Genomic DNA, 26450 nt, shown 5'->3' with positions numbered 1-26450 from the left:
GCCGCACCACGCCGGGTGCGGCAGGCGTCGCCTCCGCCGTCCCGTCCGCCCGGACCGGCATGCGGTCAGTAGGCCCGGCTCAGCTCACCAGGCCCAGTTCGCGGGCGATCAGCATGCGCTGGACCTCGCTCGTGCCCTCGCCGATCTCCAGGATCTTGGAGTCGCGCCACATGCGGGCCACCGGGTACTCGTTCATGAAGCCGTAGCCGCCGTGGATCTGGGTGGCGTCGCGGGCGTTGTCGACGGCGACCGTGGAGGAGTGCAGCTTGGCCAGCGCCGCCTCCTTCTTGAAGGGTTCGCCGGCCACCAGCCGCGAGGCCGCGTCCCGCCAGGCCAGACGGGCGGTGTAGGCCTTCATCTCCATGTCGGCGATCTTGAACTGGATCGCCTGGTTGGCGCCGATCGGCCGGCCGAAGGCGTGCCGTTCCCTGGCGTACTTCACCGACTCGTCCACACAGCCCTGCGCCAAGCCGGTCGCGAGCGCCGCGATCGCGATGCGGCCCTCGTCCAGGATGCGCAGGAACTGGGCGTAGCCGCGGCCCTCTTCGCCGAGCAGGTTGGCGGCCGGGACCCGGACGTCCTGGAAGGACAGCTCGCGGGTGTCGGAGGCGTTCCAGCCGACCTTCGAGTACGGCGCCGCCACCGTGAAACCGGGCGTACCGGCGGGGACGATGATCGCCGAGATCCGCGGCCGGCCGTCCGGCTTGCGGCCGGTGACCGCGGTGACCGTCACCAGGCCCGTGATGTCCGTGCCCGAGTTGGTGATGAAGCACTTCGTGCCGTTGATCACCCACTCGTCCGTGTCCGGGTCCAGGCGGGCCGTCGTACGGGTCGCCCCGGCGTCGCTGCCGCCGTCCGGCTCGGTCAGGCCGAACGCGCCCAGGATCTCGCCCGCGCACAGCCGGGGCAGCCACTCGCGCTTCTGCTCCTCGGTGCCGTACAGGTGCAGCGGCATGGCGCCCAGCGACACCCCCGCCTCCAGGGTGATGGCCACCGACGAGTCGACGCGGGCCAGTTCCTCCAGGGCGATGCCGAGCGCGAGATAGTCGCCGCCCATGCCGCCGTACTCCTCCGGGAAGGGCAGCCCGAACAGGCCCATGCGGCCCATCTCGCGGACGATCTCGTAGGGGAACTCGTGCCGCTCGTAGAAGTCGCCGATCTTCGGCGCCACCACGTCGTGCGCGAACTCCTCCACCGTGCGGCGGAGTTCCTCCAGCTCGGAGCTGAGACGGTGGTCCATGCTGATCACTGGTCCTTGTGGGAGAGAGCGCGGACGGTACGGGACGGGCTGGGCCGGCCCAGCTGTTCGGCCATCCACACGCTGGTGGCGGTCAGACGGCCGAGGTCGACGCCGGTCTCGATGCCGAGACCGTGCAGCATCCAGACGAGGTCCTCGGTGGCGAGGTTGCCGGTGGCGGACCTGGCGTACGGGCAGCCGCCGAGGCCGCCCGCGGAGGCGTCGACCGTGGTGACGCCGTGGCGCAGGGCGGCCAGGGTGTTGGCGAGCGCCTGCCCGTACGTGTCGTGGAAGTGCACACCGAGCGCGGGGGTCGGCACGCCCCGCTCGTTCAGCAGGGTGAGGAGTGCCTGGACATGGCCCGGGGTGGCGACGCCGATGGTGTCACCGAGGCTCAGCTCGTCACAGCCCATGTCCCGCAGGGCCGTGCAGACCCGGGCCACCTGGTGCTGCGGCACCGCCCCCTCCCAGGGGTCGCCGAAGCACATGGACACGTAACCGCGCACGTGCGCGCCGGCGTCCTTCGCCTGCCGCACCACCGGCTCGAACACGGCCAGGGACTCGTCGACGGTGCGGTTGAGGTTGGCCTTCGCGAAGGACTCGGTGGCACTGGCGAACACCGCGACACGGTCGGCGCCGAGCGCCAGCGCGCGGTCCAGGCCGCGCAGGTTGGGGACCAGGACGGGCAGGGCCACCCCGGCCAGGTCGCTCACCAGCGGATACAGCTGCTCGGCGTCCGCCAGCTGGGGGACCCACTTCGGGTGCACGAAGCTCGTCGCCTCGATCGTCGTCAGGCCCGCGCCGGCCAGCCGGCGGACGAACTCGGCCTTCACCGCGGTGGGTACGGCCGTCTTCTCGTTCTGGAGGCCGTCCCGCGCGCCGACCTCGTGGATCCGCACCCGGGAGGGCAGGTCCTGGGCCGGTACGACCATGGGCAGTGCACCGGCCGTCACCGCGCCACCTCCGCTTCCTCGTCGTGAGGGGCGATGACGGCCAGCACCTGGTCCATGGCGACCGTCGAACCCGGGCTCACGTCCAGCTCGGCGACCGTGCCGGCGTGCGGTGCGGAGATGACGTGCTCCATCTTCATCGCCTCGACCACCAGCAGACTCTGACCGGCACTCACCTCGTCCCCGACGGCCACCTTGACCACGGTGACCGTGCCGGGCATGGGCGCGGTCAGCGAGTCGGCGCCCGCGTGCGCGGCCCGGGTCAGGGAGGCGGCCACCGGGTCGTGGTCGCGCACGTGCCAGGCGTCGCCGTCCCGGCCGATCCAGTCACCGGCCCGGCGGAAGGTGTGCCGGACGCCGTCCAGGGTGACGGCCACCCGGTCCCCGGTGACGGTGTGGGTGCCGCGCGGGCCGTACGTCACCGGTTCGGCCACCCGCAGCGGGAACGCGGGCGGTTTCGGGGTGCCGCCGAGCCGCCAGCCGCTCGGCACGGAGAACGGGTCCACCCAGCCCTGGGCGCGCGGCCGGAGCGCCTCCAGCCGGACGGCCGCCGCCGCCTCGTACACCTCCTCCGGGACGTCCGTGGGGACCAGATCGTCCACGACCCGCTCCACCAGCCCGGTGTCCAGCTCGCCGGCCACGACCGCCGGATGGCCCAGCAGCCGGCGCAGGAATCCCGCGTTGGTCTGCACCCCCAGCGTGACCGTCTCCGCGAGGGCAGCGCGGAGTCTGCGCAGCGCCGTCTCGCGGTCGGGGCCGTAGGCGATCACCTTGGACAGCATCGGGTCGTACAGGCTGCCGACCTCGGTGCCCTCGCTGAGCCCGGAGTCGGTGCGGACGCCGTCGCCGTCGGGCTCGTCCAGCAGCAGCACCGTGCCGCCGGAGGGGAGGAATCCGCGCGCGGGGTCCTCCGCGCAGATCCGGGCCTCCACCGCGTGCCCGGTCAGCCGCACGTCGTCCTGCGCGAAGCCCAGCCGTTCCCCGGCCGCCACCCGCAGCTGCCACTCCACCAGGTCCAGCCCGGTGACGAGTTCGGTGACCGGGTGCTCCACCTGGAGGCGGGTGTTCATCTCCATGAAGTAGTACGAGTCCGGGTCCCCGCCGGGGACGATGAACTCCACCGTCCCAGCGCCCCGGTACCCGCACGAGCGGGCCGCCTGCACGGCGGCCTCGCCCATCGCGGACCGGGTCCGCTCGTCGAGGAGCACGCTGGGCGCCTCCTCGATGATCTTCTGGTGCCGCCGCTGGAGGGAGCACTCCCGCTCGCCCAGGTGGACCACGTTCCCGTGGCCGTCGGCCAGCACCTGGATCTCGATGTGCCGGGGCCGGTCGATCCACCGCTCCACCAGCAGCGTGTCGTCGCCGAAGGAGGCGCGGGCCTCGCGGCGGGCGGCGGTGATCTCCTCGGCCAGCGCGCTCACGTCCCGGACCAGGCGCATGCCCTTGCCGCCGCCACCGGCCGACGGCTTGAGCAGTACGGGAGCACCGATCTCGCGGGCGGCCGCGGCCAGCTCCGCATCGGACAGCCCGCTGCCGCTCGACCCCGGCACCACCGGCACCCCGGCGGCCCGCACCGTCTCCTTGGCGCGGATCTTGTCGCCCATGAGCGCGATGGCGTCGGCCGGCGGGCCGATGAAGACCAGGCCCGCCTCCTCGCACGCGCGGGCGAAGCCCGCGTTCTCCGCCAGGAAGCCGTATCCCGGGTGGACGGCCTGTGCGCCGGTGCGGGCGGCGGCCTCCAGGAGCCGCTCCACCGACAGATAGCTCTCGGCGGCCGGCGCAGGACCGATCCGCACCGCCGTGTCGGCCTCCCGCACATGCCGCGCGTCGGCGTCCGCGTCGGAGAAGACCGCCACCGAGCGCACGCCCAGCGAGCGCAGCGTACGGATCACGCGTACGGCGATCTCGCCCCGGTTGGCGACCAGCACTGTGTCGAACACGGTTCCCCTCCTCACATCCGGAAGACGCCGAACTGGGGATCTCCCAGGGGCGCGTTGGCGCAGGCCGTCAGGGCGAGCCCGAGGACCTGACGGGTGTCCAGCGGGTCGATCACACCGTCGTCCCAGAGCCGGGCGGTGGCGTAGTAGGCGTTGCCCTGGCGCTCGTACTGCGCGCGGATCGGCGCCTTGAAGGACTCCTCGTCCTCGGCGGGCCAGTCCTCGCCGCGCGCCTCGAGCTGGTCGCGCTTGACCGTGGCGAGGACGCTGGCGGCCTGCTCGCCGCCCATGACGGAGATCTTGGCGTTGGGCCACATCCACAGGAAGCGGGGGGAGTAGGCCCGGCCGCACATGGAGTAGTTGCCCGCGCCGTACGAGCCGCCGACGACCACGGTCAGCTTCGGCACGCGTGTGCAGGCCACCGCCGTCACCATCTTGGCGCCGTGCTTGGCGATGCCGCCCGCCTCGTAGTCCTTGCCGACCATGAAGCCGGAGATGTTCTGGAGGAACACCAGCGGGATGCCGCGCTGGTCGCACAGCTCGATGAAGTGGGCGCCCTTCTGCGCGGACTCGGAGAACAGGATGCCGTTGTTGGCGACGATCCCGACGGGGTGGCCGTGGATCCGGGCGAAGCCGGTGACCAGGGTCTGCCCGAACTCGCTCTTGAACTCGGCGAACCGGGAGCCGTCGACCACGCGCGCGATGATCTCGCGGACGTCGTAGGGGGTGCGGGAGTCGACCGGGACGGCGCCGTAGAGGCCGTACGGGTCCACCTTCGGCTCGGCCGGAGCCGTCACCTCCCAGGGCGGGGACTGCCGGGCGGGCAGGGTGGCGACGATGTTCCGGACGATCCGGAGGGCGTGCGCGTCGTTCTCCGCGAGGTGGTCGGTGACCCCGGAGGTCCGGGAGTGGACCTCGCCGCCGCCCAGCTCCTCGGCCGTCACGACCTCGCCGGTGGCCGCCTTCACCAGCGGCGGGCCGCCCAGGAAGATCGTGCCCTGGCCGCGGACGATGACCGCCTCGTCGCTCATCGCCGGGACGTACGCGCCGCCGGCGGTGCAGGAGCCGAGGACGGCCGCGATCTGCGGGATCCCGGCGCCCGACATCCGCGCCTGGTTGTAGAAGATCCGCCCGAAGTGGTCCCGGTCGGGGAAGACCTCGTCCTGCATCGGCAGGAAGGCGCCGCCGGAGTCGACCAGGTACACGCACGGCAGCCGGTTGTCGAGGGCCACCTCCTGGGCGCGCAGGTGCTTCTTCACCGTCATCGGGTAGTACGTGCCGCCCTTGACCGTGGCGTCGTTGGCGACGATCACGCACGCGCGTCCGGCGACCCGGCCGATCCCGGCGATCACACCGGCCGCCGGGGCCTGTCCGTCGTACATCCCGTCGGCCGCGAGCGGTGCCAGCTCCAGGAAGGGCGAGCCCGCGTCGAGCAGGGTGTCGACCCTGTCCCTGGGCAGCAGCTTGCCGCGCGCGGTGTGCCGCGCCCGTGCCTTCTCGCCGCCGCCGAGCGCCGCCGCGGCCAGCTTGGCGCGCAGCTCCTCCACCAGCGCCCGATGGCCCTCCTCGTTGGCCCGCCAGGCCTCCGACGCGGGATCGGCCGCGCTCCGAAGCTCCGGTGCCTCCTGCATCCTGCGGTTCCCCTCACCCGGTGGTCGAACCTGTTAATGAGCGTTAACCATTTCCATCAGGTTAACGACCGCTAACCTCGCTGTCTAGAATTGACGGCATGGTCACCAGAACCGACGCCTCGACCCGCCGCGAGCAGATCCTCAAGGAGGCCGCCCGGCTCTTCGCCGAGCGCGGCTTCCACGGCGTCGGTGTCGACGAGATAGGAGCCGCGGTCGGCATCAGCGGCCCCGGTCTCTACCGGCACTTCCCGGGCAAGGACGCGATGCTCGCCGAACTGCTCGTCGGCATCAGCGGCCAGCTGCTGACCGGGGCCAGGCGGCGGCTGGCGGAGGCCGACGGGGTGCCCGCGAGCCGGGTCCTGGACTCGCTCGTCGAGGGCCACATCGACTTCGCCCTGGACGACCGCCCCCTGATCACCCTCCACGACCGCGAGCTGGACCGCCTGCGCGACAGCGACCGCAAGATGGTGCGCCAGCTCCAGCGGCAGTACGTGGAGCTGTGGGTGGAGGTGGTGCGCGAGGTGCACCCGGGGCTGACCGAGCCGTCCGCCCGCTCGGCCGTCCACTCGGTCTTCGGTCTGCTCAACTCCACCCCGCACCTGGGCCGCGCCGGCACGCTGCCCGGCCGGGGTGCGACGGCGGCCCTGCTGCACCGGATGGCGCGGGGCGCGTTCGCGGCGGCGGCCGAGGGGTGACGGGGCGGGACCGTTCCCCGGGGGCGGTGGCGTACGGGGTTCCGGCGCGGTGGTTCCCTTCCTGACCGCGCGCGGAGGCGGTGTCCCGGTCCGCCGGCGACGGACGGCGTGACGAGCATTACGGCCGAACCCCTGGACGAGGTTTCCTACCGGCCGGTACGGTTGAGTGAGCAAGCGCTTAGCCATCGGGTCGTCACCCAGCCGGGAGAAGCCCGAGGGCGAGCAGCCAGGTACGCGAGAGCGGCGCCGGTCCAGGCGCGAAGAAGGGCGGTGGCGGCGTGCGCCGTACGGTGTTCAACGAGGATCACGAGGCGTTCCGGGAGACTCTTCGTTCCTTCATCGAGGCCGAGGTCGTCCCGGTGTACGACGAGTGGTTCGCAGCCGGCCAGGCGCCGCGCGACTTCTACTACAAGCTCGGCGAACTGGGCATCTTCGGCATCAGCGTGCCCGAGGAGTTCGGCGGCGCGGGTCTGGACACCCACAAGTTCGAGGCCGTCCTCTACGAGGAGACCTCGCGCGCGGGCGTCCAGTTCGGCGGCTCCGGCGTGCACGTGCTGCTCGCTCTGCCGTACCTGAAGATGCTCGCCACCGACGAGCAGAAGAAGCGCTACCTGCCGAAGTTCGTCACCGGCGAGGAGATGTGGGCCATCGCGATGACGGAGCCGGGCACCGGTTCCGACCTCGCGGGCATGAAGACCACCGCCAAGCTCTCCGAGGACGGCACGCACTACGTCCTCAACGGCGCCAAGACCTTCATCACCGGCGGCGTGCACGCCGACAAGGTGATCGTCTGCGCCCGTACGGCCGCGCCGACCGCCGAGGACCGCCGCCACGGCATCTCGCTGTTCGCCGTGGACACCAAGTCCGAGGGCTACTCCGTCGGCCGCAAGCTCGACAAGCTCGGCCTGAAGACCTCCGACACCGCCGAGCTGGCCTTCGTCGACGTCAAGGTGCCGGTCGAGGACCTCCTCGGCGAGGAGAACAAGGGCTTCTACTACCTCGGCCACAACCTGGCCTCCGAGCGCTGGGGCATCGCTTTCGGCGCCTACGCGCAGGCCAAGGCCGCCGTCCGGTTCGCCAAGCAGTACGTGCAGGAGCGCACCGTCTTCGGCAAGCCGGTCGCCCACTTCCAGAACACCAAGTTCGAGCTGGCCGCCTGCCAGGCCGAGGTGGACGCCGCCGAGGCCGTCGCCGACCGCGCCACGGAGGCCCTGGACGCCGGCGAGCTGACCCCCGCCGAGGCCGCCTCCGCCAAGCTGTTCTGCACCGAGGTCGCCCACCGCGTGATCGACCGCTGCCTCCAGCTCCACGGCGGCTACGGCTACATGAACGAGTACCCGATCGCCCGCCTGTACGCGGACAACCGGGTCAACCGCATCTACGGCGGCACCAGCGAGATCATGAAGACGATCATCGCCAAGGACATGGGTCTGTAAAGGTCCCGGCAACCGCCGGCCGGTACAACCGACACCATGAGCCAGGCACTCCAGGATCTCCTCGATCTGCTCGACCTCGAGCAGATCGAGGAGAACATCTTCCGCGGCCGGTCCCGCTCCGCCGTCGTCCCCCGGGTCTTCGGCGGGCAGGTCGCGGCCCAGGCGCTGGTCGCCGCGGGGCGGACGGTCCCCGCCGACCGGCCCGCCCACTCCCTGCACGCGTACTTCCTGCGCACCGGCGACCCCGGCGCGCCGATCGTCTACACCGTGGACCGCATCCGCGACGGCCGGTCCTTCACCACCCGCCGGGTGGTCGCCGTCCAGCACGGCAAGCCGATCTTCCACCTCTCGGCGTCCTTCCAGGTGTACGAGGAGGGCCTGGAGCACCAGGCGGCCATGCCGCCCGCGCCCGACCCGGCGAGCCTGCCCACCTCCCAGGAGCGGCTGCGCGGCTACGGCCACCTCGCGCCCGAGGTGGTGGAGCGCTTCCTCGAGGCCCGCGAGGCGATCGACCTCAGATACGTGGACGAACCGCCGTACGGACGGTTCGGCGAGCCGCGCGACCCGCACTCCCAGGTGTGGTTCCGCACCAACGGCAAGCTGGACGACGACCCGCTCCTGCACGTCGTCCTCGCCACCTACGTCTCCGACATGACGCTGCTCGACTCCGTGCTGCTCGCGCACGGACGCGGCGGCTGGGCCGTCGGCGACGTGGTAGGGGCGTCCCTCGACCACGCCATGTGGTTCCACCGGCCCTTCCGCGCCGACGAGTGGCTGCTGTACGACCAGGAGTCACCCTCCGCCCACGGCGGCCGTGGCCTCGGCCAGGCCCGTATCCACACCCAGGACGGGCGGCTCGCCGTCACCGTCATCCAGGAGGGCGTCGTCCGCGTCCCGCGTTGAGCCGCCGGGGGCACTCGCCACGACCCCCGGCGAGGTCCGCCGGTCCGCACCCCGGAAGGTGCGACCGGGCGGTGCGGGGCGCGCCGCTCCGGATGACGTGTGACGGATGGGGGACTAGGCTCTTGGAGTGAAAGCCGCAGCGAACGGCATGCTCGGCCGGCGAGGTGCGGGAACGTTCGTGCCTCAGCCGCAGCACCCGAAGGCGCCACGACGTACGGGTGGGCTGCAGGCGTCGGCGAAAGCGTCGTGCCGCTCATGACGCAGCGGTGACATCCGAAGACCGCGCCGTCACTTCCCTTCGTCATGGCGGCGCCGGCCATCCACCTCGTGACGCCCCTCCGCGGGGAGCCGCGAGAGACGATGGGAACGGAAGGTATCTCCTATGCGATCACAACGCACGAGGCGACTCGTCGCGACGTCAGCGGCCGGGCTGCTGCTGGCAGGCGGAGCCGCAATCGCCGGGGCCGGCACCGCGTCGGCGTCCTCGGACCACCACGACAATGGCAGCTACAGCCGTCATGACGACAGCTACAACAGCCACCACAACAACTGGTGGAACAACGACGACGACGACCACAACGGTCGCCACCATGGCAACGGTAACGGTCATCACGACAACGGCCGTCACCACGACAACGACGACTGCGACTGACTGACCCGCCCGACCAGCACGGCGTGCGGTCCGGTTCTCCGACCGGACCGCACGCGGCGTGTCGGCAGTCAGTACGTCAGCACGTCACCACTCAGGCCGTAAGTCCCGCCTGAGCCAGCAGATACGCCGTCATCGGGTCGTAGTGCCGAGGGCTGACCACGTGGTCGTCCAGCGGCACGGCGACCTGGAGCGTCCCCTCGGACTCGGCGAGGAACAGCGCCGGGTCGTTGCAGTCGGCGTACCCGACCGAGTCCACGCCGTGCTGTGCCGCGTACCCCGCCCAGCCGTGGTCGGCGACCACCAGATCCGGCAGCGGGCGTCCCTCGCGCTCGAGTCCCGTGAGAACGGCCCGCATCGGCTCACCCGAGTGGGTGTGCCACAGCGTCGCCCCGTGCTCCAGCACGGCCACGTCGGCGAACTGCATGACATACCCCTCGTCCGTCCGCAGGCCGTCCGGGATGACGACGATCTCGCAGCCGGCGGCGCGCAGCGCGGCGGCCGTGGCGCGGTGCACGTCCAGCAGGCCTCCCGGATGCCCGGTCGCGAACAGCACCCGCTGGCGCCCCTCGGCCGCCTTGCGCAGCCGCGCCGCCATGCGCTCCAGCGCGTCCACGGTCAGTTCGGGGTCGATGGTGTCCTGCCCGTACCGGTACTCCGGGTCGTCGTTGACACCCACCCGTTCGGCCATCACCGCGAGCACGTCCTGCTCGTCCGTCCAGCGGTCGCCCAGCTCCAGGCCGAACCAGAAGTTGCGGACACCGTTGGCGAGCTGACGGTAGTGGGAGAGGTTGTTCTCGCGGGGCGTGGCGACGTCCCCCGCGATACGGGTCCTCACCAGGTGGTCGACGAGCTGGGCGCGGCTGGGTGTCCCGGGTATCGGCATGGCTCCCATTGTGGGGCAGTGCCCCGCGCGCGTCCTCGGCATATCGCCCGCTGGGACGGGCGTCACCCGCCCCGTTCGTCACTCCTGCCGCAGCGCGAACCACAGTTCCATGCGCACGTCCGGGTCGTCCAGGTCGGCCGGCAGCAGGGCCGCGCAGCGGGCGATCCGCTGCCGCACGGTGTTGCGGTGCACGTCCAGCGCCACCGCCGTACGGTCCCAGCCGCCGTGCAGTGACAGCCAGGTGCGCAGGGTCTCGGTGAGCGCCGGCTGCCCGGCGAGGGGTGCGAGCAGCGTCCGGGCGTGCGCCCGCGCCTCCGCCCGGGGCACCAGGTCCGTCAGGGCCGGCCGGGCGCTGTGCCGGACCAGGCGGGCGCGGGTGGCGCGGGCGCGGGCCAGGGCCCGGGCCGCCTGGGTGTCGCCGGCCGGCCAGTCGCACGGCGCCACGGCGGCACTGATCCCGAGCGTCCAGCCGGGCTGCGGCTCCGGTTCCCGCCCGGCCGGCACCAGCACCCGTACGAAGTCCCGGCCGACGTCGACCAGCGGTGACCCCAGGGCGGCGCCGAGGGCGGAGGCGGAGACGGCGTCGTGCGGGCCGCCCCGCTCCGGGCCGAGCGGGGCGCCGGGCGGCGACTGCCGGTCCGGCCGCGCGTGCACGACGAGCCACTCACCGGCGCCCAGCAGGGGCGCCACCTCCTCGGGCGGGGCGCCCAGCAGCAGCCGTACCAGCGCGGAGGACCGGGCGGTGCCGGTGCCGCTGCGGTGCTCACCGGTCAGCAGGGACAGCAGGACGGCGGCCACGGAGGCGATGGTGTGATCACCGGGCTCCCGGCGGGGCGTTGCCACACCGAGCACGAAACCCTCACCGGCACCGAGGGCGTAGACGGCGAGATGGGTGGAGCCGAGGGTGTCGGTGGCGGAGGCGGGCAGGGGCCCGGGGCCGCCGCCCGACGTGCCGGGTCCGCCGCCCGGCGTGTGGTCCGTCGTCGGTCCGGCCGTGGGTCTGACCACGCCGGCCAGTTCCGCCAGTGCCGCGCGCACGCCCTGCGCCGGCTCCCGGCCCGCCGCCGCGATCGCGGTGCCGTCGGGGCCGTGCAGGACCGCGTGCCCGCCCAGCCGCTGGGCCAGCCGGCGCAGGACCGACGGCACCGGGTCCGGGCGGGAGGCCGCGGCTGCCAGGCTCTGCTGGGCCTCCGTGACGCGGCGCAGCTCGGCCAGCCGGGCCTGCGCCATCAACTGCCACACCGCGCGGGCCACGCCGGAGAAGGTGGTCTCGGGCGGGACCTCCAGCAACGGCAGGCCGTGGCGGTCGCAGGCGGTGGCCAGGGCGCGGGGCACCGTGTCGTGCACCGGTGCCAGGCCGAAGCCGAGGGCCGCGCCGCCCGCGGCCACGATCCGGGAGACGTAGTCGTCGAAGTACGTCCCCGGTTCCGCCGCCTGCGGGATGTGCACGCCGGCCGTCAGCAGCAGCTCGCCGCCCAGCAGATACGGGTACGGGTCGGCCATCTCCGAGGTGTGCGCCCAGTGGATGACGGCGCCCGGGTCCGCGGGCCCCGCGATCTGCCGCAGGCCGAGGTCCTCCCGGGCCAGCAGGGCCGCGAGCGGCACGGGCGGGGTCGGGGGAACCGCTGGGGCGATCGTCTCCGGCATGGTGTGCGTTTCCTCCATCCCGCCCCGCTCCTGTGGATGAAACGTACTCTTCGCAGCCGCTTTCCGGCCACCTAGTGTCGACGGGGAACGGCAGCCGCGGGTACGGGCGGATGTCCCCGCGATCCGCTGCCGTCACACCCTCAGGTCCCCGCACGACACGCCACCGGAGTCAGCGAAGGAGCACCGCCCATGGCCGTCGACTACACAGTGATCGTCGTCTATCTCGCCGGCATGCTGGGCATGGGGTGGTGGGGCATGCGCCGGGCGAGGTCCAAGAGCGACTTCCTGGTGGCCGGCCGCCGCCTCGGCCCCGTCATGTACTCCGGCACCATGGCGGCGATCGTCCTCGGCGGCGCCTCCACCATCGGCGGCGTGGGTCTCGGCTACCGGTACGGCCTGTCCGGCGCCTGGATGGTCCTCACCATCGGCCTCGGCCTGCTCGCCCTGTCGGTCCTCTTCTCCGCGCGCATCGCCCGCCTGAGGGTCTACACGGTCTCCGAGATGCTCGACCTGCGCTACGGCGGCCGGGCGGGAGTCATCTCGGGCGTGGTGATGTGGGCGTACACCCTCATGCTGGCGGTGACGTCCACCATCGCCTACGCCACGATCTTCGACGTCCTGTTCGACATGAACCGCACGGTCGCGATCGTCCTCGGCGGCTCCATCGTCGTCGCGTACTCCACCCTCGGCGGCATGTGGTCGATCACGCTCACGGACATGGTCCAGTTCGTCGTCAAGACCGTCGGCGTGCTGCTCCTGCTCCTGCCGGTCGCCGTCGTCAGGGCGGGCGGATTCTCGCAGATGAGGGCCGAGCTGCCGGCCTCGTACTTCGACCCGCTGGGCATCGGCGGCGACACCGTCTTCACCTACGTCCTGATCTACACGTTCGGCATGCTGATCGGCCAGGACATCTGGCAGCGCGTGTTCACCGCCCGCAGCGACAGGACCGCCAGGTGGGGCGGCACGGTGGCCGGAACGTACTGTCTGGCCTACGCTCTCGCCGGCGCGGTGATCGGCACGGCCGCCAAGGTGCTCTACCCCGACCTGGGCAGCCCCGACGACGCCTTCGCCACCATCGTCAGGGACGAACTCCCCGTCGGTGTGCGCGGACTGGTGCTGGCCGCCGCCCTCGCCGCCGTGATGTCGACGTCCTCCGGCGCCCTGATCGCCTGTGCCACGGTCGCCAACAACGACATCTGGTCCCGCCTGCGCGGTGCCGTACGACGGGACGGTGACGGCCACGACGAGGTCGCGGGCAACCGGGCCTTCATCCTCGTCATGGGCGTGGCCGTGATCGGCACCGCGATCGCCCTGAACAACGTGGTCGAGGCCCTCACCGTGGCCTACAACCTGCTCGTCGGCGGCCTGCTCGTGCCCGTCCTCGGCGGCCTGCTCTGGAAGCGGGGCACGGCCCGGGGCGCGCTGGCCTCGGTCGTCGTCGGCGGCGTCGCCGTCATCGGGCTCATGGCGGGCTACGGCATCCTCGCCGACGAGCCCGTCTACTACGGCCTGCCGGCCTCCCTCCTGGCCTACGTCGCCGTGTCCCTGGCGACGAAGCCCACCGACGAGACGATCCTCGCCGCCTGGCGCGAACGCCTCGCCGGCCGGCCCCCCGAACTCGTGTCCGAACCAGCCCCGGCTCACCAGTAGAGTCGTAGGGAAAGCAGTACATGCGCGACGAAGCGCAGGAAAGAAGGCATTCGACCATGAGCAGCAACGAGACGCCCCGCGGCCCCGTGGACTCCTCCCGCATCCCGCGGTACGCCGGCCCCGCGACCTTCGCCCGGCTGCCCCGCCTCGACGAGGTCGGCACCGCCGATGTCGCCGTCGTGGGCGTGCCGTTCGACTCCGGCGTCTCGTACCGGCCGGGCGCCCGCTTCGGCGGCAACGCCATCCGCGAGGCGTCCCGGCTGCTGCGCCCGTACAACCCCGCGCAGGACGCGTCCCCGTTCGCCCTCGCCCAGGTCGCGGACGGCGGTGACATCGCCGTGAACCCGTTCAACATCAACGAGGCTGTGGAGACCGTCGAGGCCGCCGCGGACGAGCTGCTCGGCACCGGCGCCCGCCTGATGACCCTCGGCGGCGACCACACCATCGCCCTGCCGCTGCTGCGCTCGGTCGCGAAGAAGCACGGCCCGGTCGCCCTGCTCCACTTCGACGCCCACCTCGACACGTGGGACACCTACTTCGGCGCCGAGTACACCCACGGCACCCCGTTCCGCCGCGCCGTCGAGGAGGGCATCCTCGACACCGAGGCGCTCTCCCACGTCGGCACCCGAGGCCCGCTGTACGGCAAGCAGGACCTCACCGACGACGAGAAGATGGGCTTCGGCATCGTCACCTCCGCCGACATCTACCGTCGCGGCGCCGACGAGGTCGCCGACCAGCTGCGCCAGCGCATCGGCGACCGCCCGCTGTACATCTCCATCGACATCGACTGCCTCGACCCGGCCCACGCGCCCGGCACCGGCACCCCGGAGGCGGGCGGCATGACCTCCCGCGAACTCCTGGAGATCCTGCGCGGCCTGGCCTCCTGCAACCTGGTCTCGGCGGACGTCGTCGAGGTGGCGCCGGCGTACGACCACGCCGAGATCACCTCGGTCGCCGCCTCCCACACGGCGTACGAACTCACCACCATCATGAGCCGCCAGATCGCGGCGGCCCGGAAGGACGCGGCAGCGAAGTGACGCACGACCACGACCTGGTGCTCCGCCCGACGGCCGCGCAGACGGAGGCCGCGCTGAACCCGCCCGCCGGCCGCAACGGCGGAGACCTGGTCGTGGAGACGCTGGCCGGGCTCGGCGCGACCACGGTGTTCGGTCTGCCCGGCCAGCACGCCCTCGGCATGTTCGACGCGCTGCGCCGCTCCACTCTCCACTACGTCGGCCTGCGGGTGGAGAACAACGCGGGCTTCGCGGCGGACGCCTACGGCAGGATCACCGGCGAGGCGGCCCCGCTGCTGCTGTCGACGGGCCCGGGCGCCCTGACCTCGCTCGCCGCCCTCCAGGAGGCGGCGGCCGCCTCCGCCCCGGTCCTGGCGATCAGCAGCCAGATCCCGACGGCGGGCCTGGGCGGCGGCCGGCACGGCTACCTCCACGAACTTCCCGACCAGGCGGCCTCGTTCCGGGGTGTCGTCAAGTCGGTCCACACCGTCCGCGCCCAGTCCCAGATCCCCTCCGCCGTCGCCGCGGCCTGGAAGTCGGCGCTCACCGCCCCGCACGGCCCGGTGTGGGTGGAGATCCCGCAGGACGTGCTCCTCGCGGAGACGACCCTGCCCGTGGTGACGGCGATGGACGCGACCCCCGACGACCTGGCCCCGCGCCCCGAACTGACGGCGGTGGCCGCGGACCTGCTGTCGAGCGCCGCCCGCCCGGCGATCATCGCGGGCGGCGGAGTCGTACGGTCGGACGCGTCAGGCAAGCTGCGCCTGTTGGCCGAGAGGCTTCAGGCACCGGTCGTGACGACCTTCGGCGGCAAGGGCGCGTTCCCCTGGAAACACCCCCTGTCGTTGCAGTCCTGGCTGGAGGACCGGTACACGACGGACTTCCTGGAGGACGCGGACGTGCTCCTGGTGGTCGGGTCGGGCCTCGGTGAACTGTCCTCGAACTACCACACGTTCAAGCCCCGGGGCCGGGTGATCCAGATCGAGGCGGACCCCGGCAAACTGGAGTCCAACCACCCGGCCCTCGGCATCCACGCGGACGCCCGCCTCGCCCTCCAGGCCCTGCTGGAGACGGTGGAGGAGCGGAAGGACGACACGGCGCCGGAGCGGGTACGGACCCTGCTCGCGCGGGTCACCGACCGCATCGCCGCCCAGGAACTCTCCCTGGAGCAAGAGGTGCTGGCCTCCGTCCGGCGCGCCCTGCCGGCCGACTCCCCGTCCTTCTGGGACATGACCATCCTGGCCTACTGGGCCTGGTCCGCCTTCGACGCGCAAGGCCCCAACACCATGCACTCGGCCCAGGGCGCCGGCGGCCTCGGCTACGGGTTCCCGGCGGCACTCGGCGCGGCGACGGCCGACCCGACCCGCCCGGTGCTGGCGGTGTCCGGCGACGGCGGCGCCCTGTACTCCGTCGCGGAACTGGCCACGGCCCGCCAGTACGACCTCCCGGTCACCTGGCTGATCGTGGACGACGGCGGCTACGGCATCCTCCGCGAATACATGACGGACACCTTCGGCCAGGCGACGGCGACCGAACTGACCCGCCCCGACTACGTCGCCCTCGCGGAGTCCTTCGGCGTCCCCGCGGTCCGTACGACCCCGGACACCTTGGAGAAGGACCTGACGAAGGCACTGGCATCCCCCGGCCCGTCGGTGGTCGTACTCCCGGCGCTACTGAGGATGTTCGCACCGACACACCTGGGCTAGGCGGTTGTCCGGGGGGACGGACTCAGCGGCACAGGGCCACGCATCTGGGCTGATAGCCCGCAGTGTCCGCCGGGAACCTAAAAACGTGTGAACAGTGCGCTTTTCTGGTGTAACTTGATCACGACGTCCGAGGTTCTGACCAAACCATCGGAGCGTGCGCTGTCGAGGACTTCGGTGGCGCTCACGGGGAGTAACACATGTGCCGCTATTGCGGCCAAACCTTGCGCACGGCCATGTCCTTGGAGTGCGCCTGATGATCACTTCCTGCTCTCCGAGCGGGCCCGAGCAATCGGGGCCGCGGGCGTCCTTGGTTTCATTGGATTTCGGGGAGGCATATCTCATGCGTTCTGTTCGTCATGCCCGTAGGGCCGTGACCGTCGGTGCGGCGCTCATGTTCGCTCTGACTCCGGCCGTCGGGTACGCCGCCGACGAGGCGCCGGCCGAATCGTCCTCGACCGTGACCCCAGCCGCCGAAAGCGACATCGATCAGTCCGGCGACGAGGTCGACACCTCGACCGACGAGCCGTCGGGGCTTGTTTCCATCTTCCCTGACAACTGCGAGCACGACGGGTCGACCGACGTCCCCTGGATGCGGTGCACCAAGCTCGACAACGGGCGGCTGTTCCACGGCAAGAAGACGTACGACACGGAGACGCGTGCCGTCACCTTCTACCAGAAGACCGGCGGTGGCACTGCCACGCTGCGGCTCGGCTACAGCGCGAATGGCCATGAGCACTGGAGTGGCTACTTCACGCAGAAGAAGGGCCAGACGAAGACGAAGTCCTGGCCCTTCGGGGCACGCAACCAGGAGTGCAAGTCGTCGATCGGTCTCCTGCAGGAGAAGGGCGGCAACAAGGTCCAGACTCCTATTCAGAAGTGCTGACCTGAACTCGCTTCCCGGGCGCCCTCGAGCATTCCTCGGGGGCGCTTCGAGGCACCTGGCCGAGAAAGAGCATGGATGTGTTTTCCGCTGTTTTCGGTGACGATCTGTGGTTCCTCGCCGGGCTCACCGTTGTCGCCGCGATCGTGGGGCTGATTGCGTGGGCCGTCGCCCGACGCTGTCGAGCAGCCCACCCGCTCTGGTGGTCGCCGCTGGCGTTCAGCCTGACCGGAATCCTCGGTGTCACCCTCGCGCTCCGGGGTGGTGAGTCGGGCCGGGCCGAGTGTGTGATCAACCACGAGATCACCGAGCCGTTCCACACCACGCAAGGTCTGTGGAACCTGGCGATTTTCGTTCCGCTCGGACTGTTCGGTCTGCTCGCGCTGCGCCGCCCGCTGCCCGCGTTGGCCGGTGTCATGGCGCTGCCCTGCCTGATCGAACTGGCACAGGCCCTCGCGTGGTTCGCGAGTGGCGTCTGCGACAGCGCCGATGTGGAGATGAACATCATCGGTGGCGTGGTCGGTGTTGCCGGCGCGCTCGCGCTGGTGCGGGGCCGTGTGGCGTGGCGTTCATGGGCCAGGCCCACACTGATCGTGGCCGGGGCGCTGGCAGTGACCGGGCTGGCCGTCGTCCAGACCGCGATCACTCCCTACAGTTTGAACGGCTCCACGATCCGGGACGCGAACGACGACGAGCGCGCAGCCGCCGGACGCGTCATCCGCCAGGCCTTCGGCGACCGGTACCCGGTCGGCGCCCTGCGGGTCAGCCCCGGTCTCGACGGCTACAACGGCTGGATGTCCATCCAGATGGCAGGCGGGTTCCCCGCCCGGTTGATGTGGCCGGGCGGACGGCAACTGAGCGTGAGCTTCGAGGATTCCCCCCGTCCGTCACAGGTGAGCTTCCCCGTCCCGGGCTCCGCGACTCCGGACGACGCCCGCAGTGCCTACCGCATCGCCTGCTCCTACATGAAGGCTCATTATCCTTGGGCCGAGGCAGCGACTTGGCACGAGACTCAGCCCGTCGGCCACAAGGCCGAGTTCGGGTGGCTCACGTCCTGGCGGTTCAAGGAGCGCGGCGTGGTGATGCCGCGCAGCCTCGATGTGCAGATCAACCGTGCCGGACGCGTCTCCCAGTTGCTGGTCGACTTCGGTCCTCAACACGTGCACGTTCCGGCCGACTTGATTTCGGCCGCGCAGGCCGAGGAGATGGTCCGGAGGGAAGAGAGCAGGAGTGGCACCGCGGTTGAGGCGCTCCGGATCCAGGCGGATGTACTGAAAGCCGACCGTGCCAAGCACTGGCAGGGTCCCTGGCGCGTCATGTGGTCCGTGAGCGTCGATGACCCCCGGTGCAGCCCCGACAAGGACGGCGACGGCTGCGAGCCCTCACAGAGGTTGGTCGACGCCGGCACCGGTGAGGTCTACTCCGAGTGAAGCAAGGCGGGTCGGTGCGAGTCCGCTAGGAACTGACGTTTTACGAACGCACGTACAACCGTCCGCCCCCCTGGCGAGTCTTCTCCGGCAGCGCACGGGTGCGCTCAACGGCGTTCAGGGGGACGCTCGTTCGACGTTCAAGGGGATCTTTCCATGACTTTCCGGACATCCGGCCGGGCCGGTGTGCTCGCGGCCGCCGTCGTCGGTGCCGCGCTGCTCATACCGGCCGCCACCCCGGCCGCCGCCACGGCGCCCACCGTCAGCTGTACGTCCGCCAAGGCGGGCCTGGCCGACAAGCTGAAGAAGGACATCACGGCCGCCCTGGCGAACCGCAAGGGCACCGTCGCCGTCGGCCTGTACGACCGCAGCACCAAGACGACCTGCACCCTGCGTGCCACCAGCGCCTACGACTCGGCCAGCACGGTCAAGGCGACCGTCCTCGCCACGCTGCTGTGGGACGCCAAGAAGCACAACCGGTACCTGACCAGCACCGAGCAGTCGCTCGCCAAGGCCATGATCACGCAGTCGGACAACACCGCGACCAGCAAGCTCTGGAAGCAGCTCGGCATGACGAAGATCAAGGGCTTCCTGACCGCCGCCGGCATGACCAAGACCGTTCCCGGTGCGGACGGTTACTGGGGTCTGACCCAGGAGAACGTCACCGACGAGCAGAAGCTCCTCAAGCTCTTCACCGCCAGGAACAGCGTGCTGAGCGACAACGCCCGCGCCTACATCCTGAAGCTGATGGGCCAGGTCGTCTCCTCGCAGCGCTGGGGCACCCCGGCCGGTGCGCCGTCCTCGGTCTCCGTGCACGTCAAGAACGGCTGGCTGCAGCGCTCCACGCACGGCTGGCGCGTGCACAGCCTGGGCACCTTCAACGGCGCCGGCCACGACTACATGATCACGGTGCTGACGCAGGACAACGCCACCATGGACTACGGCGTCACCACGATCCAGAACGTCGCCAAGGCGATCCACAAGGACCTGGTGCCGGTCACCGCCGGTGCCGCCCGCTACACCCCGACCAGCGAGCCGCGCGAGGCGTTCGTCGCCGTACCGCCGCGGGGCTGAGGCCCGGGCCCCGCGACCACCGTCGCGAGGCCCGGCCGCCGGTGTCGGCAACCCTTCTGATACGTACGCCTAGTCGGCCGGCACCGTGAGCGCCACGGTGTCGCCGCCCGTCACGGCGAAGGTGCCGGACCTGCCGGCGGCGATCGCGTCGCTGTGGACGACGGTGCCCGCCGGGGTCCTCTCCGTCAGGGTGAGGGTCCGGTTCGTGAGGTTGGTGACCGCGAACTGGGTGGCCCCGGCCTGGACGCCGTCGCTCTGCTCGGCGATGCCCGGAAGGAACACGAAGGTCTGCACGGTCACCAGATTGCCCGTGCTGCCTTTCTGCACGATCAGCACGTCCCCGGTGGCCGCTGCCGCCGGGCTCTCCGCGGCCGCGACGGCGCCGACCCCCGCCAGCAGCGCGAGAACGGCTCCCGTCACGGCGCGACGTCTGCCTCGTGTGGTTCCCATCGTCTTCCCCTCCCTGATCGTGCCGCGCTCCGGGACGGGGCGGCGGCCGTGGCGCCGAGCCTCGCGGTGCCGGTGGCGGTGGGGGAAGAGGTACGGCGGGGGCGCACGAGTGCACGCGGGCGCGCCGGATGGCCGGAACGTGCCGCCGGCGCGGGGGTGTTGTCCGTTTCGCCCGGTCCGTCGACGGGTCCCCGCCCCGATGGCCGTCCCCCTGCGTCACTGAACTGTCGTGCCTGCGAACATGCGTGCAGCCGTCGGCGCGTGTCGCGGCCGGCGCACGACCGCAGGACGCCCGAACGACGTTCAAGGGGGAAAGCTCTTCATGACCCACCGGATATCCGGCCGAGCCGGCGCGCTCGCGACCGCTCTCGGCGCCACGCTGCTCGTCGGCACCACCGCCCTCCCGGCCGCGGCGGCACCCACGCCCGCCGTCACCTGCACGTCCGCCAAGGCCGGACTGGCCGACAGGCTGAAGAAGGACATCACGGCCGCCCTGGCGAGCCGCGAGGGCACCGTCGCCGTCGGCCTGTACGACCGTGCCACGGACACCATCTGCACGCTGAACGCCGCCACCGCGTTCGACTCGGCCAGCACCGTCAAGGTCACCGTGCTCGCCGCCCTGCTGTGGGACGCCAAGAAGCAGGACCGGTACCTGACCGACACCGAGACCGCGCTCGCCACGGCCATGATCACCGAGTCGGACAACGACGCGACCAGCAAGTTGTGGAAGCAGCTCGGCCTGACGAAGATCAAGGGATTTTTGTCGGCCGCGGGCATGACGAACACCGTGCCGGGTGCGGACGGTTACTGGGGTCTGACCCAGGAGAACGTCACCGACGAGCAGAAGCTGCTCAGGCTGGTCACCGCCAGGAACAGCGTGCTGAGCGACAACTCCCGCGCGTACATCCTGAAGTTGATGGGCCAGGTCGTCGCGGACCAGCGCTGGGGCACCCCGGCCGGCGCGCCGTCGTCCGTCTCCGTGCACGTCAAGAACGGCTGGCTCGAACGCTCCGCGCACGGCTGGCGCGTGCACAGCCTGGGCACCTTCAACGGCGCCGGCCACGACTACATGATCACGGTGCTGACGCAGGACAACGCCACCATGGACTACGGCGTCACCACCATCCAGAACGTCGCCAAGGCCATCCACAAGAACCTGGTCCCGGCCGGCTCCGGCGTCACCCGCTACACGCCGACCAGCGAGCCGCGCGAGGCGTTCGTCGCCGTACCGCCGCGGGACTGACGCTTCACGGGGCGGTCTCCCGCCGGACACCGTCCCGTTCTACGGTGACCGCCATGCGCCTGAGAACCGTACTCGCCTGTCTCACCGCCGGCCTGGCCGCGGCCACCTGTCTCTCCGCGGGGCCGGCCGCCGCCCACACGTCGCCCGGCCACGCCTGTTCGCCCCGCGTCCAGCTCGACCGCTTCTCCGACGCGCTCGACAAGACGACGTACGACGGCACTTTCGTCGGCAACCTCTCCGCCCTCGCCGTGGACCGGGACGGCTCGCTCGCGGCGCTGGAGGACCGCTCGTCCCTGCTCCGCCTGGACGCCCGTACCCTGCGGCCCGAGTCGGCCGTCCGCCTCGCCGACGAGGCGGGCGCCGACCTCGATTCCGAGGGCCTCGTCGTCGACGCCGACGGCACCCGGCTGGTCACCTCCGAGACCGAGCCGTCCGTGCGCCGCTACTCCCACGACGGCCGGATCCTCGACCGGCTCCCGGTGCCGGACCCCCTCCGCACCGCGCCGGCCGGCCGCGCCACCGCCAACGGGACCTTCGAGGGCCTGACGCTGCTGCCCGGCGGCCGCACGCTGCTGGCCTCCATGGAGTACGCGCTCTCCGGCGACACCGCCGGCATCGTCCGCTTCCAGACCTGGCGGCGCACCGCGGGCGGCCGCTTCCGGCTCGCCGCCCAGTACGCCTACCGCACCGACGCCGGCCTCGGCGTCCCCGAGGTCCAGGCCACCCCCGACGGCCGCCTGCTCGTCCTGGAGCGCGGTTTCACCGCCGGCGTGGGCAACACGGTCCGCCTCTACCTGGCCGACCTCCGTCACGCCACGGACACGAGCGGCATCGAGAACCTGACGGGTCAGGACGGTGTGCGTCCGGCCGGCAAGAGGCTGCTGGCCGACATCGCCGACTGCCCGTCCCTGGGCGCGACGGCCCGGCAGCCCCAGCCCAGTCCCCTGCTGGACAACATCGAGGGCATGACGGTCACGGGCCGGGACCGCACGGGCCGCCTGCGGGTCCTCCTGGTCAGCGACGACAACCAGAACGCCGCCCAGACCACCCGCTTCTACTTCCTGCGGGTACGCACACCGTGACCTGACGGCCGCGCGGCACGGGGAGGCGCACGGCTCCGGCGCGGCCATCCGGGAGATCTACGTCCCGGAGCTGCTGCCGCGCGTCGAGCGCGAGGTGCATACCCGCCGCCCGGTCACCCCGATTGTTGCGGAGGGATGAAATCCGCATCCGCCGGCGTTGCAGCCTTCCGGTAGATCAGCTCTGACGGAAGGCACCGGTGTGGCACCGCGACGGGGATGGGCACGAAGGCTGGCGGGTTATGCCTGGCGGTACCCCAAGGACGTCGTCCTGGCCCTCGGCTCGTCCCTCGCCGGCATGGCCGTCATGGCCCTGGTCCCGCTGATCACCAAGGTCGTCATCGACGACGTGATCGGCGCCCACACCCGCGGCATGGCCCCCTGGGCCGGCGCCCTGGTCGGCGCGGCCCTCCTCGTGTACGCCCTCACCTACATCCGCCGTTTCTACGGCGGCCGGCTCGCCCTGGACGTCCAGCACGACCTGCGGACCGAGATGTACGGCACGATCACCCGGCTGGACGGCCGCCGCCAGGACGAGCTGTCCACCGGCCAGGTCGTCGGCCGGGCCACCAGCGACCTCCAGCTGATCCAGGGCCTGCTCTTCATGCTCCCGATGACCATCGGGAACGTCCTGCTCTTCCTGATGTCCCTGGCGATCATGGCGTGGCTGTCGCTGCCGCTGACCCTGGTCGCCCTGGCCGTCGCCCCGGCCCTCGGCTGGATCGCCCGGCGCAGCCGCAGCAGGCTGCACCCGGCCACCTGGTACGCGCAGGCCCAGGCCGCGGCCGTGGCGGGCGTCGTCGACGGCTCGGTGAGCGGCGTACGCGTCGTCAAGGGGTTCGGGCAGGAGGAGCAGGAGACCGGCAAGCTGCGCGAGGTCGGCCGGCGGCTCTTCGCGGGACGACTGCGCACCATCCGGCTGAACAGCAGGTACACCCCCGCGCTCCAGGCGGTCCCGGCGCTCGGCCAGGTCGCCATGCTGGCCGTCGGCGGCTGGCTCGCCGTACGCGGTCACATCACCCTCGGCACGTTCGTCGCCTTCTCCACCTACCTCGCCCAGCTGGTCGGCCCGGTCCGCATGCTCGCGATGGTCCTCACGGTCGGCCAGCAGGCCCGCGCCGGCACCGAGCGCGTCCTGGAGCTGATCGACACCGAGCCCGCCCTGAAGGACGGCAGCAGGCCCCTTCCCGCCGACGCGCCCGCGGCCGTCGAGTTCGACGACGTGTCCTTCGCGTACGGCGGCGGCGCGCCCGTCCTCCAGGGACTCAGCTTCGAGATACGCCCCGGCGAGACCCTCGCCGTCGTCGGCTCCTCCGGCTCCGGCAAGTCCACCCTCTCCCTGCTCCTGCCGCGGTTCTACGACGTCACCCACGGCGCCGTCCTGATCGGCGGCCACGACGTGCGCGAGCTGACCCTGGACTCGCTGCGGGCCGCGATCGGACTGGTCCCGGAGGACTCGTTCCTCTTCTCCGACACCATCCGGAACAACATCGCCTACGGCCGTCCGGACGCCACCCGGGAGGAGATCGAGGCCGCCGCCCGCGCCGCCCAGGCGGACCGTTTCATCGCCGAGCTGCCCGACGGCTACGACACCACGGTCGGCGAGCACGGCCTCACCCTCTCCGGCGGCCAGCGTCAGCGCGTCGCGCTCGCCCGCGCCCTGCTCACCGACCCCCGCCTGCTCGTCCTGGACGACGCCACCTCCGCCGTGGACGCCCGCGTGGAGCACGAGATCCACGAGGCGCTGGGGCAGGTGATGGAGGGCCGTACGACCCTGCTCATCGCCCACCGCCGCTCCACCCTCAACCTCGCCGACCGCATCGCCGTCCTCGACGGCGGCCGGCTCGCCGACCTCGGCACCCACGAGGAACTCCAGCAGCGCTCGGCGCTCTACCGCCGCCTGCTCACCGACCCCGACGAGCTGGGCCGGGTCTCCCCGGGCCACGCCGTGCCGGCCGGGCCGCGCGAGGACACCTCCGTCCGCGACGAACTGGACGCCGAGTTCGACGCCGAGCGGGGCCTGACCCCCCGGCTGTGGACCGGCGACCGTGAACCCCGGGACCAGGCGCTGTCCGGCACCCCGGCCACCCCGGAGCTCCTCGCCCAGGTCGAGGCCCTGCCCCCGGCCACCGACACCCCGGACATCGACGAGGACCGCGCGGTCCTGCCCGAGGACTCCTACGGACTGCGCCGCCTGCTGCGCGGTTTCCGGCTTCCCCTGCTGGTCAGCCTGCTGCTGGTCGCCGTGGACGCGGGCGCGGGCCTGCTGCTGCCGGTGCTGATCCGGCACGGCATCGACTCGGGTGTGACGAAGGCGGCGCTCGGCGCGGTCTGGTCGGCGGCCCTGCTCGGCCTGCTGACCGTCGTCGTCCAGTGGGCCGCGCAGACCGGTGAGATCCGGATGACCGGCCGTACCGGCGAACGCGTGCTGTACACCCTGCGGCTGAAGATCTTCGCGCAGCTCCAGCGGCTCGGCCTGGACTACTACGAGCGCGAGCTGACCGGCCGGATCATGACCCGGATGACGACCGACGTCGACGCCCTGTCCACGTTCCTCCAGACCGGCCTGGTGACCGCGTTCGTCTCGGTCGTCACCTTCTTCGGCATCATGGTCGCCCTGCTGGTCCTCGACGTGCAGCTCGCCCTCGTCGTCTTCGCGACCCTGCCCCCGCTGGTCGTGGCCACCTTCTTCTTCCGCCGGGCGAGCGTGAAGGCGTACGAACTCGCCCGTGAACGCGTCTCGACGGTCAACGCCGACCTCCAGGAGACCGTGGCCGGGCTGCGGATCGTGCAGGCCTTCCGGCGGGAGCGGGACGGCGGCCTGCGGTTCGCCGAGCGCAGCGACGCCTACCGGCGCGCCCGCGTCCGCGGCCAGCGGCTGATCTCCGTCTACTTCCCGTTCGTGCAGCTGCTGTCCTCGGTCGCGGCGGCGGCCGTGCTGGTAGCGGGCGCCGGCCGGATCGAGGCGGCCACGCTCAGCACCGGCGCCCTGGTCGCCTACCTGCTCTACATCGACCTGTTCTTCACGCCCGTCCAGCAGCTGTCCCAGGTCTTCGACGGCTACCAGCAGGCCACGGTCTCGCTGGGCCGCATCCAGGAACTGCTGCGCGAGCCGACGTCCACGGAGTCCGCCGGTGAGCCGCTCCAGGTGACGTCGCTGCGCGGTGACATCGCCTTCGAGGGCGTCCACTTCGCGTACGGCGACGAGGAGGAGGCCCTGTCCGGCATCGACCTGCGGATCCCGGCCGGGCAGACGGTCGCGTTCGTCGGCGAGACCGGCGCCGGCAAGTCGACGGTGGTGAAGCTGGTCGCGCGGTTCTACGACCCCACCGCCGGCCGGGTCACGGCCGACGGCACGGACCTGCGCGCCCTGGACCTCACCTCGTACCGGCACCGGCTGGGCGTCGTCCCGCAGGAGGCGTACCTCTTCCCGGGCACCGTCCGCGACGCCATCGCCTACGGCCGGCCCGACGCCACCGACGCCGAGGTGGAGGCCGCGGCCCGCGCGGTCGGTGCCCACGAGATGATCGCCACCCTGGAGGGCGGCTATCTGCACGAGGTCGCCGAGCGCGGCCGCAACCTCTCGGCGGGCCAGCGCCAGCTGATCGCCCTCGCCCGCGCCGAACTGGTCGACCCGGACGTCCTGCTCCTGGACGAGGCCACGGCCGCCCTCGACCTGGCCACCGAGGCACAGGTCAACCAGGCCACCGACCGCCTCGCGGGCCGCCGCACCACCCTGGTCGTCGCCCACCGCCTGACCACCGCGGCCCGCGCCGACCGGGTGGTGGTGATGGACCGCGGCCGGGTCGCCGAGGACGGCACCCACGAGGAGCTGCTGGCCCGCGGCGGACGGTACGCCGAACTGTGGCGGACCTTCGTCGGCCGGGCCGAACCGGAGGAGCCGCCGGTCGGCGTCTCCCGCTGATCCCCGGCCACGCGTCCCGCTGACGGTCGTGC

20 protein-coding genes are annotated in these 26450 nt (G+C 71.9%); 13 read left to right on the top strand and 7 right to left on the bottom strand.

The features are described 5' to 3' along the window. Positions 1-79 precede the first annotated feature (79 nt). Genes ACF1BE_RS16225 through ACF1BE_RS16210 form a run of 4 tightly spaced genes read right to left on the bottom strand, consistent with a single transcriptional unit; the run spans position 80 to position 5755 of the window. On the bottom strand, positions 80-1240 hold the full coding sequence (locus ACF1BE_RS16225) for an acyl-CoA dehydrogenase family protein (RefSeq protein ID WP_392199677.1): 1161 nt from the start codon (positions 1238-1240) through the stop codon (positions 80-82). A 5-nt stretch (positions 1241-1245) separates the two neighbouring features. Continuing rightward, positions 1246-2169, bottom strand: coding sequence for a hydroxymethylglutaryl-CoA lyase (locus ACF1BE_RS16220; protein ID WP_392199869.1), 924 nt, complete (start codon positions 2167-2169; stop codon positions 1246-1248). Positions 2170-2186: 17 nt separating this feature from the next. Beyond that, positions 2187-4127: an acetyl-CoA carboxylase biotin carboxylase subunit gene (locus ACF1BE_RS16215; RefSeq protein ID WP_392199676.1), complete on the bottom strand. Its 1941-nt coding sequence runs from the start codon at positions 4125-4127 to the stop codon at positions 2187-2189. Positions 4128-4138: 11 nt separating this feature from the next. Next, positions 4139-5755: a carboxyl transferase domain-containing protein gene (locus ACF1BE_RS16210; protein ID WP_392199675.1), complete on the bottom strand. Its 1617-nt coding sequence runs from the start codon at positions 5753-5755 to the stop codon at positions 4139-4141. 98 nt (positions 5756-5853) lie between these two features. Between ACF1BE_RS16210 and ACF1BE_RS16205 the strand changes: the two genes are divergently transcribed. The 4 genes from ACF1BE_RS16205 (at position 5854) to ACF1BE_RS16190 (ending at position 9441) form a co-directional block, all read left to right on the top strand. Next, positions 5854-6450, top strand: coding sequence for a TetR/AcrR family transcriptional regulator (locus ACF1BE_RS16205; RefSeq protein WP_392199674.1), 597 nt, complete (start codon positions 5854-5856; stop codon positions 6448-6450). 278 nt (positions 6451-6728) lie between these two features. Beyond that, a complete protein-coding gene (locus ACF1BE_RS16200) occupies positions 6729-7886 on the top strand; it encodes an acyl-CoA dehydrogenase family protein (protein ID WP_392199673.1) in 1158 nt (385 codons plus the stop codon). 36 nt (positions 7887-7922) lie between these two features. Continuing rightward, positions 7923-8789, top strand: coding sequence for an acyl-CoA thioesterase II (gene tesB / locus ACF1BE_RS16195; protein ID WP_392199672.1), 867 nt, complete (start codon positions 7923-7925; stop codon positions 8787-8789). Positions 8790-9171: 382 nt separating this feature from the next. Further along, complete coding sequence (locus ACF1BE_RS16190) at positions 9172-9441, top strand: hypothetical protein (protein WP_392199671.1); 270 nt, start codon at positions 9172-9174, stop codon at positions 9439-9441. A gap of 91 nt (positions 9442-9532) precedes the next feature. Here the strand turns inward: ACF1BE_RS16190 and ACF1BE_RS16185 are convergent, their stop codons facing one another. Further along, a complete protein-coding gene (locus ACF1BE_RS16185) occupies positions 9533-10324 on the bottom strand; it encodes a phosphatase (protein ID WP_392199670.1) in 792 nt (263 codons plus the stop codon). Positions 10325-10402: 78 nt separating this feature from the next. Next, entirely contained in the window at positions 10403-11989 is a 1587-nt protein-coding gene (locus ACF1BE_RS16180; protein WP_392199669.1) for a PucR family transcriptional regulator ligand-binding domain-containing protein, read from the bottom strand. 171 nt (positions 11990-12160) lie between these two features. Here ACF1BE_RS16180 and ACF1BE_RS16175 point away from each other — a divergent pair, with 171 nt between their 5' ends. From ACF1BE_RS16175 to ACF1BE_RS16150, 6 genes are all read left to right on the top strand, one after another. Further along, positions 12161-13621 (top strand): sodium:solute symporter, encoded by a 1461-nt coding sequence (locus ACF1BE_RS16175; RefSeq protein ID WP_392199668.1) that lies wholly within the window; start codon positions 12161-12163, stop codon positions 13619-13621. A gap of 56 nt (positions 13622-13677) precedes the next feature. Continuing rightward, positions 13678-14658, top strand: coding sequence for an agmatinase (gene speB / locus ACF1BE_RS16170; protein ID WP_392199667.1), 981 nt, complete (start codon positions 13678-13680; stop codon positions 14656-14658). Continuing rightward, entirely contained in the window at positions 14655-16340 is a 1686-nt protein-coding gene (locus ACF1BE_RS16165) for a thiamine pyrophosphate-binding protein (protein WP_392199666.1), read from the top strand. The genes speB and ACF1BE_RS16165 overlap by 4 nt, the downstream gene beginning before the upstream one ends. 391 nt (positions 16341-16731) lie before the next feature. Next, complete coding sequence (locus ACF1BE_RS16160; protein ID WP_392199665.1) at positions 16732-17223, top strand: hypothetical protein; 492 nt, start codon at positions 16732-16734, stop codon at positions 17221-17223. A 71-nt stretch (positions 17224-17294) separates the two neighbouring features. Beyond that, positions 17295-18650: a VanZ family protein gene (locus ACF1BE_RS16155; protein WP_392199664.1), complete on the top strand. Its 1356-nt coding sequence runs from the start codon at positions 17295-17297 to the stop codon at positions 18648-18650. A gap of 153 nt (positions 18651-18803) precedes the next feature. Continuing rightward, positions 18804-19721, top strand: a complete 918-nt coding sequence (locus tag ACF1BE_RS16150) for a serine hydrolase (RefSeq protein WP_392199663.1) — start codon at positions 18804-18806, stop codon at positions 19719-19721. 69 nt (positions 19722-19790) lie between these two features. On the opposite strand, the gene ACF1BE_RS16145 is transcribed toward ACF1BE_RS16150, so the two are convergent. Further along, complete coding sequence (locus tag ACF1BE_RS16145; protein WP_392199662.1) at positions 19791-20171, bottom strand: hypothetical protein; 381 nt, start codon at positions 20169-20171, stop codon at positions 19791-19793. A 322-nt stretch (positions 20172-20493) separates the two neighbouring features. Here ACF1BE_RS16145 and ACF1BE_RS16140 point away from each other — a divergent pair, with 322 nt between their 5' ends. The 3 genes from ACF1BE_RS16140 (at position 20494) to ACF1BE_RS16130 (ending at position 26418) form a co-directional block, all read left to right on the top strand. Continuing rightward, on the top strand, positions 20494-21414 hold the full coding sequence (locus ACF1BE_RS16140; RefSeq protein WP_392199661.1) for a serine hydrolase: 921 nt from the start codon (positions 20494-20496) through the stop codon (positions 21412-21414). 53 nt (positions 21415-21467) lie between these two features. After that, positions 21468-22496, top strand: coding sequence for an esterase-like activity of phytase family protein (locus tag ACF1BE_RS16135; RefSeq protein WP_392199660.1), 1029 nt, complete (start codon positions 21468-21470; stop codon positions 22494-22496). Positions 22497-22695: 199 nt separating this feature from the next. Further along, complete coding sequence (locus tag ACF1BE_RS16130; protein WP_392199659.1) at positions 22696-26418, top strand: ABC transporter ATP-binding protein; 3723 nt, start codon at positions 22696-22698, stop codon at positions 26416-26418. The last annotated feature ends 32 nt before the right edge of the window (positions 26419-26450 follow it).

Source organism: Streptomyces sp. NPDC014991, from assembly GCF_043080665.1.
In the GTDB taxonomy this organism is placed as follows: domain Bacteria; phylum Actinomycetota; class Actinomycetes; order Streptomycetales; family Streptomycetaceae; genus Streptomyces.
The sequence above is the reverse complement of the archived record's forward strand: the minus strand, read 5'-3'. Positions and strand labels throughout refer to the sequence as shown.